This window comes from Variovorax sp. 10N420, from assembly GCF_056394705.1.
Genome location: NZ_JBFTIJ010000023.1, coordinates 22,455 through 38,315, shown reverse-complemented (window position 1 = coordinate 38,315; position 15,861 = coordinate 22,455). Strand labels below are relative to the sequence as shown.

Below are 15,861 nucleotides of genomic sequence, written 5' to 3'. Positions count from 1 at the left end.
GGCTTCCCTGCAGTGCTCGACTCAGGCGGGGTCCGCGTGAAACTCGCTGCGCTCAGACACACGCGGCCCTGATCCGCCTGAGTCTGCGCGCTTCGGCGGCGCAGAAGGGTTGCACAGCCCGCACCGCATACCGGGCTCAGTGGTTGCGCTGGGGGCGCGCGCGCTTCGAGCGTCTGCAGCCTGCGAGTCCATCGCAGTGCGGGAAGCGGACAAATCACCCCCACCCTCTCAGCGGAGGCGGGCGGTGTGCCTTGGGCCGGCCGTTGAGGCACCGCCGAGCAGCGCAGCGGTACGCGGATCAGGGCTCGCGACTGTTTGAGCCGCAGGCGAGTTTGAGCGAGACCCCGCGTACCGTGAGCAGCGCAGGGCAGCCCGAAGGGCCGGTGACGTCGGCCGGCCCAAGGCACACCGTCCGCCTCCGCCACCCCACCCCATCGAAGGCATGAAATGCAAGTAGCCGCCGCGCCGTTCCCCTACGATTTCGACCTCCGGAAAACCGCCCTGGTCCTCATCGACATGCAGCGCGACTTCATAGAGCCGGGTGGCTTCGGCGAGAGCTTGGGCAACGACGTCTCGTTGCTTGAAGCCATCGTCCCGGCGACCAAGAAAACCCTCGAGGCCTGGCGAGATGCTGGCGGCCTTGTCGTTCACACCCGCGAGGCACACCGCCCGGATCTTTCCGATTGCCCACCGGCCAAGCGCAATCGCGGCAACCCGAGCTTGCGCATCGGCGATCAAGGACCCATGGGCCGAATCCTGGTGATGGGTGAGCCGGGCAGCCAGATCATCGACGCGCTCGCTCCCATCGAGGGAGAAATCGTTGTGGACAAACCCGGCAAGGGCGCGTTCTACGCGACCGGGCTGCACGAGATGCTTCGACGGCGCGGCATCACGCATCTGCTCTTCGGTGGCGTGACGACTGAAGTGTGCGTGCAGACCAGCATGCGTGAGGCCAATGATCGCGGCTACGACTGCCTTCTGCTTGAAGATTGCACCGAAAGCTACTTTCCCGCCTTCAAGGCGGCTGCGCTCGAAATGATTCGTGCGCAGGGTGCCATCGTCGGATGGACGGCTCCGAGTTCCTCGTTGCTTGCTGCGCTCGGCAAGCACTAACATCTGCCACGTGCCGACCGTTCGATCCCCCATCGCTCCATCGCAAGCCGCTTTGCATGAACCGGCGTTCCGTACGCGCGCGGATGAGGTCTATGCGCAACTCAAGCGTGACGTGGCCGAATTCAGCCTCGTGCCTGGCGATCGTTTTACCGAGAACGAAATCAGTGAGCGACTCGGCGTGTCGCGCACGCCGGTGCGGCAGGCGCTTTTCAGGCTTCAGCAGGAAGGCTTTGTCGAAGTTCTGTTTCGCAGCGGCTGGCGGGTGCTGCCATTCGACTTCGATCAGTTCGAGCAGTTGTATGACTTGCGGATGGTGCTGGAGACCACTGCGGTGCATCGCCTGTGCGAAAGCGATCATCGGGTCGATCGCAGCCTGCTCGACAGCCTCGCGGGCATCTGGCTCGTGCCCACTGCGCAGCGCAGCGCAGACACGGTGCAGGTCGCGCAGTGGGACGAGGCCTTTCACTGCTCGCTGGTCGAAGCAGCAGGCAACGCCGAAATGGCGCGCGTACACCGCGACGTGACCGACCGCATCCGCATCATTCGTCGGCTCGACTTCACGAAGCAGCCGCGTATCGACGCCACCTATGACGAGCACGCGAAGATCTTGAAGGCCATTCGCGCCAACCGTGGCGATCAGGCCGCCATGCTGCTGCGCGCGCACATCGAGACGAGTCAGTCGGAGGTGCGCAAGATCACGCTGCATGAAATGCACATGGCGAGGCACGCGGGCCGCGCCCGCCGGCCTGAGCGATGACCATCGACGCTGACTGCCGTCAGTCTGCCGTGATGCCGCCGCGCTGAACCACCTCGGCCCAGCGCTTCTCATCCTTCTTGATCAGCGCGCCGAATTCCTCAGGCGTCGATGACGCGGGCACCATGCCCTGTGCTTCGAAGGCTTTCGCGACTTCCGGTTGCTTGAGCACAGCGCCGATTTCCTTGTTGAGTCGTGCGACCACAGCGGGCGGCGTGCCCTTGGGTGCAAGCACCCCGTACCACATGTCGACGTTGCCGCCCTTGATGCCGGCTTCAGCGAGCGTCGGTACGTCCGGCAACTGGGGCAGGCGCTTTTCGCTGCCCGTGGCGATGGCCTTGAGTTTGCCGGCCTGGATGTGCTGCAGCGCGACATGCACGGGCAGGAACATGTAGTCGATGCGTCCGCCGAGCAGATCGGTCACGGCCCCGGCGGTGCCTTTGTAGGGCACGTGCAGCATTTCCGCGCCGGAGCTTTGCAGGAGCATCGCCATCGAGAGATGGTGCGGTGTGCCGACGCCCGGTGTGGCGTAGTTCAGCTTGCCCGGATTGGCCTTCGCAGCGGCCACCATCTGCGAAACGGAAGTGGTTTTTTGCACACTGGGGTTGGTCACCAGCAGCAACGTGCCCCATGACGTGAGAGACACCGGCGTGAAGTCGCTGACGGGGTCGTATGAGAGCGACTTGTACAGGCTCTTGTTCATCACCAGCGTGTTGACTTGCACCATGAGCGTGTAGCCGTCAGGCTTGGCGCGCGCCACTTTCTCGCTGCCGATGTTGCCGCTGGCGCCGGCGATGTTCTCGACAACGACCGGTTGGCCCAGCAACGCGGGAAGCCGAGCCGACAACTGCCGGGCGACGAGGTCGATGCCTGTGCCGGGCGTGTACGGCACGACGAGCGTGATCGGCTGATCGGGCCATGCATGGGCAGCGACAGCGCTGGCAGCCATGGCAAAGGCGCCAAGGAATCGGGTCAGTTTGCGCATGGTTGTCTCCTTCTGGTTCTCGAAAATCAAAGGTATGAAGGACGATTCTTCAGCGCGACCGGGTCGAAGCCGGCGACGCGCTTGTAGTTGTCCGAAATGGTTTGCAACTCTTGCTGCGTCACGAATTCGTCCAGTTGCTCGAAGCGCCGACCGCCGGTCCGTTCGAAGACTTCGCGAAGGATCGTGTCCGGTGGATTGCTGCGGTTGGTGAGCACGACGTTTGTGGTGGCTTTCACGCGCACGCGGTCGTAGTCCTCGAGGGCCGAGTTGCCCACGCCCCGCTTGTGCAGTGCGCCCGCGAGATAGCGTGCGTCGATGATGGCTTGGCCGGCGCCGTTGGATCCGCGCGGCACCATCGGATGCGCCGCATCGCCCAAAAGTGTGAGGCGCCCGTGCGTCCACTTCGGCAGAGGGTCCTGGTCGACCATTGGGTATTCGAGGATCGAGTCTGAAGAGCGGATAAGCGCCGGGATGTCGAGCCAATCGAAATGCCAGTTCTCGAACGCCGGCAGAAAGTCTTCGAGGCGGCCGGGGCGGCTCCAGTCCTGCAGCGCGGGCTTTGGCGCGTGGATTTCGGCGACCCAGTTGACCAGTTGGTTTCCCTGGCCGTCCACGTTGTTGCGGATCGGATAGATCACCATCTTTCCTTGATCGAGCCAGCCTGCGCGCACCATGCTCGCGCCCGACAGAAAGGGCTTGTGCACGGCCGTGCCGCGCCACATGTTGACGCCCGAATACCGCGGCGCGCCTTCATCGGGATAGAACTGATTGCGCAGCACCGAGTGAATGCCGTCGCAGCCCACCGCCACGGAGGCTCTCGCGCTGGCCAGTGGCGCCCCGTTCGGCGCAGTGAAACGCGCCGTGACGCCGGTGTCGTCCTGGTCCACGCCGGCGCAACGGTGGCCGCAGACCACGGAATCGGCGCCGAGGCGCTCCAGCGTGGCAGCGAGAAGGATGCTGTGAAGGTCGCCGCGATGGATCGAGTATTGCGGCCAGTCGTAGCCCGCCGCGCTGCCTGCCGCTTCGCGAAATGCCAGTTGCCCGTGCGAATTGAAAAAGATCGATTCCTGCGTGCGGACGCCCACGGCCTGGAGTGCGTCGGCCAGACCAAGCTCGGTCAGCTCGCGAACCGCGTGTGGCAAAAGGTTGATGCCGACACCCAGCGGCTTCAGTTCGGGCACCGCCTCGTACACGCGGCACGCGATGCCTGCCTGGTGCAGGCTCAGCGCCAAGGTCAAGCCGCCGATACCAGCCCCCAGCACGACTACTTCGGGTTGCTTGGTCATGCTCTTGCTTTTGCTCACGCTCATCCTTTTCTCCCTTGTCCCCTCCGGTGCCAACACCGACACCGGACTTCAAAAGGCGAATTAGACCGAGGCGATGATCATTTGGGAAATTTAGATGTCGTATGGATCTATCATGAAACCATATGAATCTGTCGGTCCGTCAGATGCGCGCCTTTCTTCATGTGGCCCGCATCGGAAACTTCACCCGAGCCGCCGAGCAAGCGCACATGACCCAGGCAGGGCTGAGCACTCTCGTGCGCGAGATGGAGCGCCAGCTCGGCTGTCGCCTGTTCGACCGCACCACGCGAATGGTGAGTCTGACGTCGGCCGGCCGCCGCTTGCTGCCGGTGGTCGAGCGCGTGGTCACCGATCTCGACGATGTCACCTCGCGGCTCGGCATCGAGGGCGATGCCGCTCGGCAGACTTTGCGCATCGCGGCAACGCCGCTGGTGTCGTCCAACCTGTTGCCGCAGGTGTTCCGTCAGTTTCGCGAGGACCACCCGTCGGTCAACCTGCGCCTCTTCGACGCCGACTTGCGCAACGTCGAAGAGCTGGTTGTCAGCGGCGAAGCGGACATGGGCCTGGGGTTTTTCTTCAAGGCGGCGCCAGAACTCGACCGGACGCCCGTGGGCCGCTTTCAGCTAATGCGCGTCGCGCCGGCCGAGTCGGAGGATGCTTCGTCGACCACGGGCACGGTGTCATGGTCGGCGCTGCGTTCCGCGGAGCTGCTGGCACTGCCGCAGAACAATCCAATCCAGAGAGTCATCGACGTTCATCTCGGCGCCATCGGCCGTGCCGATGCGCAGCAGCGGCAGTCGTTCAACTTCTTCGGCACGATGATCTCGATGGTCGAGGCGGGTTTCGGAACTGCCGTGATGCCCACCTTCGCGCTCGCGGCATGCCGCCGTCAACGGGTGCGTACGGATGTGCTGGTCAAGCCGAAGGTCGGCATGGATTTCTTTCGCATCACCAAGCGCGGCGCGTACGAAAGCGAAGCGATGCGGTCCTTCGGCGAAACGCTCGTCAAGGCGCTGCCGGCGCTCTCCCGATAGGCCTTGCTACAGCGCGAAGTCGTACTCGATCGTGATCGGCGCGTGATCGCTGAACTTCAGCGTCTTGAAGATCGATTCGTTGCGCGCGAACTTGGCAATCTGCGGTGTCGCGAGGTGGTAATCCAGCCGCCAGCCCACGTTCTTGGCATAGGCCTGCCCGCGGTTGCTCCACCATGTGTAGGCCTCTTCGGTCGTCTCGGGCTTGAGCATCCGGTAGACGTCCACCAGCCCGGCGCCTTCAGCGCCTGCGTCCAGCAGGTTGGTCATCCATGCGCGCTCTTCGGGCAGGAAGCCGCTGTTCTTCTGGTTGCCACGCCAGTTCTTCAGGTCGATTTCCTTGTGCGCGATATTGATGTCGCCGCAGAGCACGAATTCGCGCTCCCGCTTGAGCGCCACGAGATGCGGAAAGAAGCCCTTGAGGAATCGAAACTTCGCGGCTTGGCGCTCTTCGCCTGACGAGCCGCTCGGAAAGTAGCAGCTGATGATCGACAGCTTGCGTTGGGGCGTGTCGAAGCGCAATTCGAGATAGCGGCCTTCGGCGTCGAACTCGCGATCGCCCCAGCCCACGATGACGTCGCTCGGGGCATGCTTCGTATAGACCGCAGTGCCGGCGTAGCCCTTTTTTTCCGCGAAATGGAAGTAGCCCTTCAAGCCCGCCATTTCCTCGAACCTGCCTTCGATGTCGCTCGCTTGCACGCGGATTTCTTGCATGCAAATACAATCCGGCGCCAGTTCGGCCACCCAGTCGGCGACGCCTTTGGTGGCAGCCGATCGCAGGCCGTTGAGGTTGAGGCTGGTCAGTTTGAACACGAAGGACATTCCCTATGGCTGGAGAGATTGAAGAGGGCGGCGCACTGGCACAGGAGTTTGTGCAGTTCGCTCTGGAGTCGGGGGTGCTGCGCTTCGGTCAGTTCAAGACCAAGGCTGGCCGCATGAGCCCCTATTTCTTCAACGCGGGCTTGTTCGACGATGGCGCCAAGCTCGCGCGGCTCGCCGGATTCTATGCAGACCGCCTGATCGCCAGCGGGCTCGAATTCGACATGATCTTCGGCCCTGCGTACAAAGGCATTCCTCTTGGCGCCACATTGGCCGCTGAACTCGCGCGCCGCGGACGCAACGTGCCGTTTGCCTATAACCGCAAGGAAGCGAAGGACCACGGCGAGGGCGGCTCGCTCGTCGGTGCGCCGCTCAAGGGACGCGTGCTGATCGTCGACGACGTCATGTCTGCAGGCACTGCGGTGCGGGAGTCGATTGCTGCGATCCGGGCCGCCGGCGCGACCGCCCACGCGGTGGCGATCGCGCTCGATCGTCAAGAGAAGGCCACCGAGAACGGTCAGGACGTGGACCACAGCGCTGTGCAATATGTACGTAATCAGCTCGGACTGCACGTGATTGCGATCGCAACGCTGGACGACTTGTTACAGTACCTCTCAGGCCGCGCCGATGGCGAACTGGGCGCCCATCACCAGGCGGTGCTGGCATACAGGACTCGTTACGGCGCGCGGTGATTCAACCCGCCTGAAGGACTCACGTTGGCGAGAACCTATGCACTGATTGGATTCCTGGCGCTCACGCTGGTCATTGCCGGCGAAGTCCAGGCGCAACAAGCCGGCGCAGCGCGCTCGCCGGCCGGCGGCACTGGCGGCGCCGGCAGCAATGCCGGAATCTACAGTTGCGTAGATTCGCGAGGCCACACCATCACGGCGGACCGGCCTATTCCCGACTGCATCGACCGGGAGCAGCGCGAACTGAACCCGAGTGGCACGATACGGCGCAAGGTCGAACCGACCTACACACCCCGCGAGCAGGCAGAGCGCGAAGAGCGCGAGCGCCAGGCGCAGCTCCTGGCGTCACGCCAGATCGAAGAACGGCGGCGCGAACGTGCATTGCTGATCCGTTATCCCAATGCGGCTGCGCACAACCGGGAGCGCGCCGAGGCGCTGGTGCAGATCGACGCCGTGATCCTGGCCGCCAAAAAGCGCCTCAGCGAACTGGCCGACGAGCGCAAGAGAGTCGATGAGGAACTCGAGTTCTACAAGGCCGATCCGTCCAAGGCACCGGGCTCGATTCGCCGCAAGGCCGAAGACAACGCAAGGAGCGTCGAGGTGCAGAACCGGTTCATTGCGGAACAGGAAGAAGAGAAGAAGCGCGTCAATGCGCGCTTCGATGAAGAGTTGGCTCGGCTTAAGCCCCTCTGGAAAACGTAACTCGCCCCCAGGCTCGCGCACTTCGTGTCGCTCTCCACCCCCTGACCGGGGGCAACCCCGGTGGCCCGGCGAAGCCGGTTCCACGGGGTTCCTGTTGCTCGCCCCCAGGCTATGCGCACTTCGTGTCGCTTCGCCTACCCCCTACCGGGGGCAACACCAGCGGCCCGGCGGAGCCGGTTCCGCGGTGTTTCGCGAAGAAGGGCTCACGTTTTATGCGCGCCGCGGCTGACTCACTAGCCTAGCTTGGCTTTCAGGAGGGCGTTGACTTGGGCGGGGTTGGCTTTGCCCTGGCTGGCTTTCATGACTTGGCCCACGAGGGCGTTGAAGGCCTTGTCCTTGCCGGCGCGGTATTCGTCGATGTTCTTCTGGTTGGAGGCGAGGACGGTTTCGATGATTTTTTCGAGGGCGCTGGTGTCGCTCATCTGCTTCAGGCCCTTGGCTTCGATCACCGCGTCGACGTCCTGCCCCTCGCCGGTCCAGAGGGTGTCGAATACCTGGCGTGCAGCGTTGTTCGATACGGTGCCGTCGCTGATTCGCTGGATGAGTTTTGCCAGTTGCGCCGCGCTCACGGGGGCTTCGGTGATGGCGATGTCCTGCTGGTTCAGGCGGCGGGCGATTTCGCCGGTGATCCAGTTGCTGGCCAGTTTGGGTGAGGCGCCGGCGCTCGCGGCGTCGTCGAAGTAACGTGCGAGCGCCGGGCTTTGGGTGAGCTGGGTGGCGTCGTACTCGGACAGGCCGTGCGCCTGCACGTAGCGTTCGGCCATCGCGCGAGGCAATTCGGGCATCTCCGCGCGAACGCGCTCGATCCATTCGGCGGCGATCGCAAGCGGTGGAAGGTCGGGATCGGGGAAGTAGCGGTAGTCGGCCGCGTCTTCCTTGGTTCGCATGGCGCGTGTTTCGCCCGTATCGGGGTCGAAGAGCACTGTCGCCTGCTGGATCTCGCGGCCGTCTTCGATCTCTTCGATCTGCCAGCGGATCTCGTAGTCGATCGCCTGTTGCATGAACTTGAAGCTGTTCAGGTTCTTGATCTCGCGGCGCGTGCCCAGCGGGTCGCCGGGCCTGCGGACGGAGACATTCGCGTCGCAGCGGAAGCTGCCTTCCTGCATGTTGCCGTCGCAGATACCGATCCAGGTCACGATCTTGTGCAATTCGCGTGCGTAGGCGACGGCTTCGGCGGTCGAGCGCATGTCGGGCTCGGTCACGATTTCCAGCAGCGGCGTGCCGGCGCGATTCAGGTCGATACCCGACTGACCGATGAAATCTTCGTGCAGCGACTTGCCCGCATCTTCCTCGAGATGGGCGCGTACCAGTCGCACCGTCTTCTTTTCATCGCCGAGGAAGAAGCTCACCGAGCCGCCCTGCACGACGGGGATCTCGAACTGGCTGATCTGATAGCCCTTGGGCAGATCGGGATAGAAGTAGTTCTTGCGCGCGAACACGCTGCGAGGCGCAATGTGCGAGCCCAGCGCCAGGCCGAGCTTGATGGCGCGTTCGACCGCGCCTTTGTTCATCACCGGAAGCGTGCCGGGCAGCGCGAGGTCGACCGCGCACGCTTGCGTGTTCGGCTCCGCGCCGAAGGCCGTCGATGCGCGGCTGAAGATCTTGGATGCGGTGGACAGTTGCGCGTGGGTCTCGAAGCCGATGATGACTTCATAGCCGCGCACCAGCGGCCCTGTCGGACGTCCGCTCTGCGCGGCTTCGAAAGTGTTGATTTCGCTCATGTCAATTCTTCGCCATCAATAGCCGGCCGGTGCGCGCTGGTGCCAGTCGGTGGCCTGCTGGAAGCGGTGTGCCGCGTTGAGCAACCGGGCCTCGTCGCAATAGTTGCCGATCAGTTGCAGGCCGACCGGCATGCCACCGTCGAAGCCGGCCGGAACGCTCATGCCGGGCAGGCCCGCCAACGAGGCGGGCAGCGTGAAGATGTCTGCGAGATAGTCCGCTACGGGGTCGCCGCCATGCTCGCCGAGCTTCCAGGCGACCGTGGGTGCCGCGGGACCGACAATGACGTCGCATTGCCTGAACGCCTGCTGGAAGTCATCCGCGATCATGCGGCGCACCTTCTGGGCTTGCAGGTAATAGGCGTCGTAATAGCCGTGCGACAGCACGTAGGTGCCGATCATGATGCGCCGCTTGACTTCGTCGCCGAACCCTTCTTCGCGCGTCTTGCCGTACATGTCGGCGAGGTCCCGGTAGTCCTTGGCGCGATGGCCGAACTTGACGCCATCGAATCGGCTCAGGTTACTCGATGCCTCGGCGGCCGCAATGATGTAGTAGACGGGGATGGAAAGCTCTGTGCGCGGCAGCGTGATCTCCATGCGGCGAGCGCCCAGCTTTTCGTACTCGGCGAGCGCCGATTCGATGGCTGCGCGCACACCAGGAGCGACGCCGTCGCCAAGGAATTCCTTGGGTACGCCGATGCGAAGGCCTTCAAGCGATTCGTCCAGGCGAAGCGAAAAATCTTCGGCGGGGCGATCGAGTGATGTGGAGTCGCGGTCCGGGTCGGGTCCGCACATCGCGGAGAGCAGCAGTGCGCAGTCGGCCGCCGACCTTGCCATCGGACCAGCCTGGTCGAGGCTCGAGGCAAACGCCACCATTCCATAGCGCGAAGCGCGGCCGTAGGTCGGCTTGATGCCGGTGATGCCGCAGAACGAGGCGGGCTGGCGGATCGAACCGCCGGTGTCAGTGCCCGTAGCAGCCGGCGCCAGCCGTGCCGCCACCACGGCGGCGCTGCCACCCGACGAGCCACCGGGAATGCGGGTGGGATCCCATGGATTGCGCACCGGCACCGCATGATCAAAGCCGACAGCGGGTACGGCCACGTTCTCGTTGGCCGAACCCATTGCGAATTCGTCGCAGCTCAGCTTGCCGAGCGTGACTGCGCCGGCCTCGGCGAGGCGCCGCACCACGGTGGCGTCAAAAGGCGATCGATAGCCCGAGAGGATGCGCGAGCCTGCACTCGTGGGCAGGTCGGCGGTGACGAAGATGTCCTTGTGGGCGATCGGCACGCCCGTTAGCGCGCCAGCTTGGCCGGCCGCGATCTTTGCGTCGGCGGCGCGCGCCTGGACCATGGTCACTTCTTCGTCGATGGCGACAAAGGCACCCAGTTCCTTGTGTTGCGCGATGCGTGCCAGATGCTCGGTGGCGGCTTCGACGGCGGACACCTTGCGATCGCGCAGCGCCTTGGCGAGCTCGGTCACGCTCAATTGATGCAACGGGGCGGCGCTCATTCGATCACCTTGGGGACCAGGAACAGGCCGTTCTCCACGGCCGGCGCGCTGCGCTGGTTGGCTTCGCGATTGTTGGGCTCGGTCACGGCGTCTTCGGCCAGCCGGAGGGTCACGTCCTCGATGGTCGCAACGGGGTGGGCGAGTGGCTCGACGCCGGTGGTGTCGACGGCACGCATTTGTTCGACGAGGTCGAAGAAGCCATTGATCTGGCCGCGCATGCGTTCGCTTTCATCGGGAGCCAGTTGGAGCCGCGCGAGGGACGCGATGCGCGCGATATCGGAAGTGGTGAGGGACATCGGAGAAAGAAGCCTTGGCGAACGTGAAAACGAGGCCCATGGCACCCTGTAAAAGGTGCGCCAAAACGCTAGGAGCGTCAAGGGATTCGGTTATTATCCCGCCTTTGCCGCAACCCCCCGCGACCGCGGCGGCATTTGCCGCAAAAACGTTTCAAGCCACCCCGTCAAAAACGACCCAGCAAGAGGGCGACGGCTGCCGACGCGCATGCCGTGCTCCAGAGGATTCCACAATGTTTGGAGCTTTCCGTCGGTACTTCTCTACCGACCTCGCGATCGACCTTGGCACCGCGAACACCCTGATCTTCGCTCGCAACAAGGGCATCGTCCTTGACGAGCCTTCGGTCGTCGCCATCCGCCATGAAGGCGGTCCGCACGGCAAGAAGGTGATCCAGGCGGTCGGCCGCGAAGCCAAGGCCATGCTGGGCAAGGTGCCCGGCAACATCGAAGCCATTCGCCCGATGAAGGACGGCGTGATCGCCGATTTCGTGATCACCGAGCAGATGATCAAGCAGTTCATCAAGATGGTGCACCCGCGATCGCTGCTCACGCCCAGCCCGCGCATCATCATCTGCGTGCCCTGCGGTTCGACCCAGGTCGAGCGCCGCGCCATCAAGGACGCGGCCGAAGCCGCTGGCGCCACGTCGGTCTATCTCATCGAAGAACCCATGGCCGCCGCGATCGGTGCCGGCCTGCCGGTTTCCGAAGCCAGCGGCTCGATGGTCGTCGACATTGGCGGCGGTACGACCGAAGTCGGCGTCATCTCGCTAGGCGGCATGGTCTACAAGGGCAGTGTCCGAGTCGGCGGAGACCGCTTCGACGAGGCCATCATCAATTACATCCGCCGCAATTACGGCATGCTGATCGGCGAGCCGACGGCTGAAGTCATCAAGAAGAGCATCGGCTCGGCTTTCCCTGGCTCCGAAGTCAAGGAAATGGAAGTCAAGGGCCGCAACCTCAGCGAAGGCGTGCCGCGCAGCTTCACGATCAGCAGCAACGAAGTGCTCGAAGCGCTGACCGATCCGCTCAACAACATCGTTTCCGCCGTCAAGAACGCACTGGAGCAAACGCCTCCGGAATTGGGCGCCGACATTGCCGAGCGCGGAATGATGCTCACCGGCGGCGGCGCACTCTTGCGCGACCTCGACCGGCTGCTGGCCGAAGAGACCGGCCTGCCCGTCCTCGTGGCCGAAGATCCGCTGACTTGCGTGGTGCGAGGCTGCGGCATCGCTTTGGAACGCATGGACCGGCTCGGAAGCATCTTTACCAGCGAATAATGCGGCTGTTGCGCAAATGGCCGGCCCGCGTCTGCGCAGGGCCGGCTTTTTCAATTTAAGGCACTCTTCTCGTCATGCCGCTCGGGACGCTAGATCGCACCGCGCCGCCCTTGTTCAACCAGGGGCCTTCGGCGCTCAGCAAGCTGATCTTCTTCAGCGCGCTTGCGCTGTTCCTGATGGTGGCCGACGCGCGCTTCAACATCGTGCAGCCGGTGCGAACCGGCATCGGCGCCGTGCTTTATCCGATCCAATGGCTTGCGCTGAAGCCGGTGCAACTCGTCGCCGGTGGGGGACGCTACCTCGAAGACCTGCAGACCGCGCAAAACAACGAGGCAGAGGCGCGCAAGGCGCTCGCGCTGCAGTCGGAGCGGGCAAGCCAGGCGGACACGCTCGCCAAGGAGAATGCGCGACTGCGCGCGATGCTCGAACTGCGCCAGACCACGCAGACTCCGGGCCGGGTGGCAGAGGTGCTTTATGACACTGCCGACCCCTACACCCGCAAGTTGATCATCGACCAGGGGCTGAGCAGCGGCATCGCTGCGGGCTCACCTGTGATCGACGAGAACGGCGTGCTCGGCCAGGTCACGCAGGTGCAACCGTTCACGAGCGAGGTCACGCTGGTGATCGACCGCGACCTTTCCATTCCCGTGCAGAACACGCGCACCGGCGCCCGAAGCGTTGCCTTCGGCGATGCCAGCGCGCACGGGGGCGGACTTGAACTGCGTTTCATCGCGGCGAATGCGGATGTGCAGGAAGGCGACGTCCTCACGACCAGCGGGGTCGATGGCGTTTACCCGCCCGGGCTGCCCGTCGCCAAGATCGACCGCATCGAGCGCCGTGCCGAATCCGCCTTTGCGCGCATTCACAGTGCGCCCGTCGGACACGTGAGCTCTGCGCGCTATGTGCTCGTGCTGGCACCCGCGGGCGTGCTGGCCTTGCCGCGGCCGGCCCCCGTCGCGCCCGCAGCAGCCGCCGCCGCCAAGAAGAAGGCGGACAAGGCCGATGCCAAGGCGGACGCCAAGGCAGACAAAGGCGACAAGAAAGAGAGGCGCACGCGATGATCATGCGCCCAGGTCAGCAGCAGCTGCTGCTGCCCGTCAGCCCATTGTTCATGTGGGCGAGCCTCGTCGTCGCGCTCCTGATCAACATGGTGCCGATCGGCCGGGCTGCATGGACGCCCGACCTGCTGGCACTGGTGATCGTGTTCTGGAGCGTGCATCAGCCTGCTCGCATCGGCATCGGGGCTGCTTTCGTGTTCGGCCTTCTGATGGACGTGCACCAGTCGGCCATGCTCGGGCAGCACGCGCTGTCATACACGACGCTCGGTTTCTTCGCGATCATGATCCACCGCCGGCTCCTGTGGTTTCCCGTGGTATCGCAAGCGCTGCAGGTGCTGCCGCTCTTCGCGGTGTCCCACCTCATCGAGCTCGCGATCCGGATGATCGGCGGCGGCGTGTTCCCCGGCTGGACGCTGCTGATCGCGCCGGTCATCGAGGCAGTGCTCTGGCCTTTCGTGAGCCTCCTCCTGCTGGCGCCGCAGCGCCGCGCGCCTGAACCCGACGCAAACCGGCCGCTCTAGATGAAGTTGCCTGCGCCAGTGAACTTCGAGGTGAGCAATTGCTTTCGTTCTTGCTCCCGTCTAAGCTGATCCAGTCATGACCGAAATCAGAAACGTCGCCGCCGACCTCTCGCGCTTCAAGCGCCGGGTAGTCGTGATCGGCCTCGTGGTGCTGACGTGTTTCGGCCTTCTTTGCATGCGGCTGGTCTATCTGCAGGTGGTGCGCCATGAAGATTTGGCGGAGCAGGCTGAGAGCAATCGGACCGCCATCGTTCCCGTGGTGCCCAATCGCGGCCTGATTCTGGATCGCAACGGCATCGTGCTGGCTTCGAACTATTCAGCCTATACGCTCGAAATCACGCCTTCGAAGGTCGGCAACCTCGAAGAAACCATCGACAGCCTTGGTGAGGTTCTGGAGATTTCGCCGCGCGACCGGCGCCGGTTCAAGCGCCTGCGCGAAGACTCGCGCAGTTTTGATTCGGTGCCGATTCGCACGCGCCTGAGCGACGAGGAAGTCGCCCGCTTTGCCGCGCAGCGCTATCGCTTCCCGGGCGTTGAAATCAAGGCGCGCTTGTTCCGAAACTACCCGAACGGCGAACTGGCAAGCCATGTGCTGGGCTATATCGGCCGCATCAACCAGGCCGAAAAGACGGCCATGGAAGATTGGGAGGACGAGGACCTGGCCAACTACAAGGGCACCGAGTACATCGGAAAACTCGGCATCGAACAGAGCTACGAAAAAACGCTGCACGGCCAGACCGGTGTCGAGCAGATGGAAACGTCGGCGGGCGGCCGCGCGGTGCGGCGGCTTGCGGCGCATCCCGCAACGCCGGGCAACACCGTCATGCTCTCGATCGACATCAAGCTGCAGAAGCTGGTGGAGGACATGTTCGGTGACCGGCGTGGAGCGCTGGTCGCTATCGACCCCAGGACCGGGGAAATCCTGGCTTTCGTGAGCAAGCCGACCTTCGATCCGAATCTTTTCGTGGAAGGGATCGACACCGAAAGCTGGAAGGAGCTCAGTGAGTCGATCGACAAGCCATTGCTCAATCGCGCGCTGCGGGGCACCTATCCGCCGGGCTCGACCTACAAGCCCTTCATGGCGCTGGCTGCGCTGCAGACCGGCAAACGCGGTCCGAGCGTGGTGGTCAATGACCCGGGTTATTTCAATTTCGGGGGCCACCGCTTCGGCAGTCCCGAAGGCAACATCGGCGGTGTCGACATGCGGCGCGCGATCCAACTGTCGAGCAATATCTATTTCTACTCGCTGGCCAATGAAATGGGCGTGGACCTGATCCACGATTCGATGAAGCCGCTGGGATTCGGACAGATCACCGGCATCGACATCGGCGGCGAGGTGCGCGGCGTGCTGCCGAGCACCGAATGGAAGCGCAATGCCTACAAGCGCCCCGAGCAGAAGAAGTGGTATGCGGGTGAAACGATTTCGCTGGGCATCGGACAAGGCTACAACGCGTTCACGATGCTGCAGCTGGCGCAGGCGACCTCCATCGTCGCGAACGGCGGCTTGAAGCACAAGCCGCATCTGGCGCTCGCTGTGCGCGACACGGTGACCGGACAGGTCAAGCCGGTCGAACAGCCGCCGGCTGAGAACATTGGCCTCACGAGCGCGAACATCGGCGTGGTGCGCGACGGCCTGGTTGCCGTTGTGACCGCCGGTACGGCACGGGGTGTGTTTGCTGGCGCTGGCTACCAGGCCGCCGGCAAGACGGGTACGGCGCAGGCCGTGACCCAGGCGCAGAACACGAAGTACAACGCCAAGGCACTTGAAGAGCACCAGCGCGATCACGCGCTCTTCATGGCCTTTGCGCCGGTGAATGATCCGAAGATCGCGGTGGCGGTCGTTGTCGAGAATGCCGGCTGGGGCGCAGGCGCGGCGGCGCCTCTTGCGCGCCGGGTATTCGATTACTGGTTGATGAATCAGTATCCGAGCGAGGCCGATCTCGCCGCCATCCAGGTCGGCAAGGCCACCGCTCCGATCGGCAAGCCGCGCGTCGCCAGCGAGGTCGCATGGCCTGCCGACGGCTCTCCCGCTCCGGCGTCAGCGGCTCCCTGAGATCGCAAGCCGACCCGCAGGCTTCAACGCGGGAG

At 64.0% G+C, this 15,861-nt stretch carries 15 protein-coding genes; 9 read left to right on the top strand and 6 right to left on the bottom strand.

Translation table 11 applies throughout. The features are described from left to right. Positions 1-447 precede the first annotated feature (447 nt). Together AC1DEK_RS29350 and AC1DEK_RS29345 are read left to right on the top strand one after the other, a co-directional pair. Positions 448-1,113 (top strand): cysteine hydrolase family protein, encoded by a 666-nt coding sequence (locus AC1DEK_RS29350; protein ID WP_478128845.1) that lies wholly within the window; start codon positions 448-450, stop codon positions 1,111-1,113. Between the two features lie 10 nt (positions 1,114-1,123). Further along, a complete protein-coding gene (locus tag AC1DEK_RS29345) occupies positions 1,124-1,870 on the top strand; it encodes a GntR family transcriptional regulator (protein WP_478128844.1) in 747 nt (248 codons plus the stop codon). 19 nt (positions 1,871-1,889) lie between these two features. Here the strand turns inward: AC1DEK_RS29345 and AC1DEK_RS29340 are convergent, their stop codons facing one another. Further along, on the bottom strand, positions 1,890-2,852 hold the full coding sequence (locus tag AC1DEK_RS29340) for a tripartite tricarboxylate transporter substrate binding protein (RefSeq protein ID WP_478128843.1): 963 nt from the start codon (positions 2,850-2,852) through the stop codon (positions 1,890-1,892). 26 nt (positions 2,853-2,878) lie between these two features. Further along, complete coding sequence (locus tag AC1DEK_RS29335) at positions 2,879-4,162, bottom strand: flavin-dependent oxidoreductase (RefSeq protein WP_478128842.1); 1,284 nt, start codon at positions 4,160-4,162, stop codon at positions 2,879-2,881. A gap of 119 nt (positions 4,163-4,281) precedes the next feature. Here AC1DEK_RS29335 and AC1DEK_RS29330 point away from each other — a divergent pair, with 119 nt between their 5' ends. After that, the gene (locus tag AC1DEK_RS29330; protein WP_478128841.1) at positions 4,282-5,190 is read left to right on the top strand and encodes a LysR family transcriptional regulator; all 909 of its coding nucleotides are present in this window, start codon (positions 4,282-4,284) and stop codon (positions 5,188-5,190) included. Positions 5,191-5,196: 6 nt separating this feature from the next. Here the strand turns inward: AC1DEK_RS29330 and AC1DEK_RS29325 are convergent, their stop codons facing one another. Beyond that, positions 5,197-6,000 (bottom strand): exodeoxyribonuclease III, encoded by an 804-nt coding sequence (locus tag AC1DEK_RS29325; RefSeq protein ID WP_478128840.1) that lies wholly within the window; start codon positions 5,998-6,000, stop codon positions 5,197-5,199. A gap of 14 nt (positions 6,001-6,014) precedes the next feature. On the opposite strand from AC1DEK_RS29325, the gene pyrE reads away from it, so the two are divergent. After that, a complete protein-coding gene (gene pyrE, locus AC1DEK_RS29320; RefSeq protein ID WP_478128839.1) occupies positions 6,015-6,698 on the top strand; it encodes an orotate phosphoribosyltransferase in 684 nt (227 codons plus the stop codon). Positions 6,699-6,722: 24 nt separating this feature from the next. Further along, positions 6,723-7,397: a DUF4124 domain-containing protein gene (locus AC1DEK_RS29315; RefSeq protein ID WP_478128838.1), complete on the top strand. Its 675-nt coding sequence runs from the start codon at positions 6,723-6,725 to the stop codon at positions 7,395-7,397. Positions 7,398-7,630: 233 nt separating this feature from the next. Here the strand turns inward: AC1DEK_RS29315 and gatB are convergent, their stop codons facing one another. Genes gatB through gatC form a run of 3 tightly spaced genes read right to left on the bottom strand, consistent with a single transcriptional unit; the run spans position 7,631 to position 10,920 of the window. Further along, positions 7,631-9,118 carry an Asp-tRNA(Asn)/Glu-tRNA(Gln) amidotransferase subunit GatB gene (gene gatB / locus AC1DEK_RS29310; RefSeq protein WP_478128837.1) on the bottom strand — a complete coding sequence of 496 codons (1,488 nt, stop codon included), beginning with the start codon at positions 9,116-9,118 and terminating at the stop codon, positions 7,631-7,633. A 15-nt stretch (positions 9,119-9,133) separates the two neighbouring features. Beyond that, positions 9,134-10,624 carry an Asp-tRNA(Asn)/Glu-tRNA(Gln) amidotransferase subunit GatA gene (gene gatA, locus AC1DEK_RS29305; protein WP_478128836.1) on the bottom strand — a complete coding sequence of 497 codons (1,491 nt, stop codon included), beginning with the start codon at positions 10,622-10,624 and terminating at the stop codon, positions 9,134-9,136. Further along, on the bottom strand, positions 10,621-10,920 hold the full coding sequence (gene gatC, locus AC1DEK_RS29300) for an Asp-tRNA(Asn)/Glu-tRNA(Gln) amidotransferase subunit GatC (protein ID WP_478128835.1): 300 nt from the start codon (positions 10,918-10,920) through the stop codon (positions 10,621-10,623). The genes gatA and gatC overlap by 4 nt, the downstream gene beginning before the upstream one ends. Before the next feature lie 230 nt (positions 10,921-11,150). Here gatC and AC1DEK_RS29295 point away from each other — a divergent pair, with 230 nt between their 5' ends. The 4 genes from AC1DEK_RS29295 (at position 11,151) to mrdA (ending at position 15,826) form a co-directional block, all read left to right on the top strand. Further along, on the top strand, positions 11,151-12,194 hold the full coding sequence (locus AC1DEK_RS29295; protein WP_028249609.1) for a rod shape-determining protein: 1,044 nt from the start codon (positions 11,151-11,153) through the stop codon (positions 12,192-12,194). A gap of 74 nt (positions 12,195-12,268) precedes the next feature. Next, positions 12,269-13,255 carry a rod shape-determining protein MreC gene (mreC, locus tag AC1DEK_RS29290; RefSeq protein WP_478128834.1) on the top strand — a complete coding sequence of 329 codons (987 nt, stop codon included), beginning with the start codon at positions 12,269-12,271 and terminating at the stop codon, positions 13,253-13,255. Further along, the gene (mreD, locus tag AC1DEK_RS29285) at positions 13,252-13,773 is read left to right on the top strand and encodes a rod shape-determining protein MreD (RefSeq protein WP_478128833.1); all 522 of its coding nucleotides are present in this window, start codon (positions 13,252-13,254) and stop codon (positions 13,771-13,773) included. Before mreC ends, mreD begins: the two co-directional genes overlap by 4 nt. A 76-nt stretch (positions 13,774-13,849) precedes the next feature. Next, positions 13,850-15,826, top strand: coding sequence for a penicillin-binding protein 2 (gene mrdA, locus AC1DEK_RS29280; protein ID WP_478128832.1), 1,977 nt, complete (start codon positions 13,850-13,852; stop codon positions 15,824-15,826). Positions 15,827-15,861 lie beyond the last annotated feature (35 nt).

Coding starts and splice junctions, on each gene's coding strand:
- AC1DEK_RS29350 (WP_478128845.1), top strand. CDS start 448: ATGCAAGTAGCCGCCGCGCCGTTCCCCTACGATTTCGACCTCCGGAAA.
- AC1DEK_RS29340 (WP_478128843.1), bottom strand. CDS start 2,852: ATGCGCAAACTGACCCGATTCCTTGGCGCCTTTGCCATGGCTGCCAGC.
- AC1DEK_RS29335 (WP_478128842.1), bottom strand. CDS start 4,162: ATGAGCGTGAGCAAAAGCAAGAGCATGACCAAGCAACCCGAAGTAGTC.
- AC1DEK_RS29330 (WP_478128841.1), top strand. CDS start 4,282: ATGAATCTGTCGGTCCGTCAGATGCGCGCCTTTCTTCATGTGGCCCGC.
- pyrE (WP_478128839.1), top strand. CDS start 6,015: ATGGCTGGAGAGATTGAAGAGGGCGGCGCACTGGCACAGGAGTTTGTG.
- gatB (WP_478128837.1), bottom strand. CDS start 9,118: ATGAGCGAAATCAACACTTTCGAAGCCGCGCAGAGCGGACGTCCGACA.
- gatA (WP_478128836.1), bottom strand. CDS start 10,624: ATGAGCGCCGCCCCGTTGCATCAATTGAGCGTGACCGAGCTCGCCAAG.
- gatC (WP_478128835.1), bottom strand. CDS start 10,920: ATGTCCCTCACCACTTCCGATATCGCGCGCATCGCGTCCCTCGCGCGG.
- AC1DEK_RS29295 (WP_028249609.1), top strand. CDS start 11,151: ATGTTTGGAGCTTTCCGTCGGTACTTCTCTACCGACCTCGCGATCGAC.
- mreC (WP_478128834.1), top strand. CDS start 12,269: ATGCCGCTCGGGACGCTAGATCGCACCGCGCCGCCCTTGTTCAACCAG.
- mreD (WP_478128833.1), top strand. CDS start 13,252: ATGATCATGCGCCCAGGTCAGCAGCAGCTGCTGCTGCCCGTCAGCCCA.
- mrdA (WP_478128832.1), top strand. CDS start 13,850: ATGACCGAAATCAGAAACGTCGCCGCCGACCTCTCGCGCTTCAAGCGC.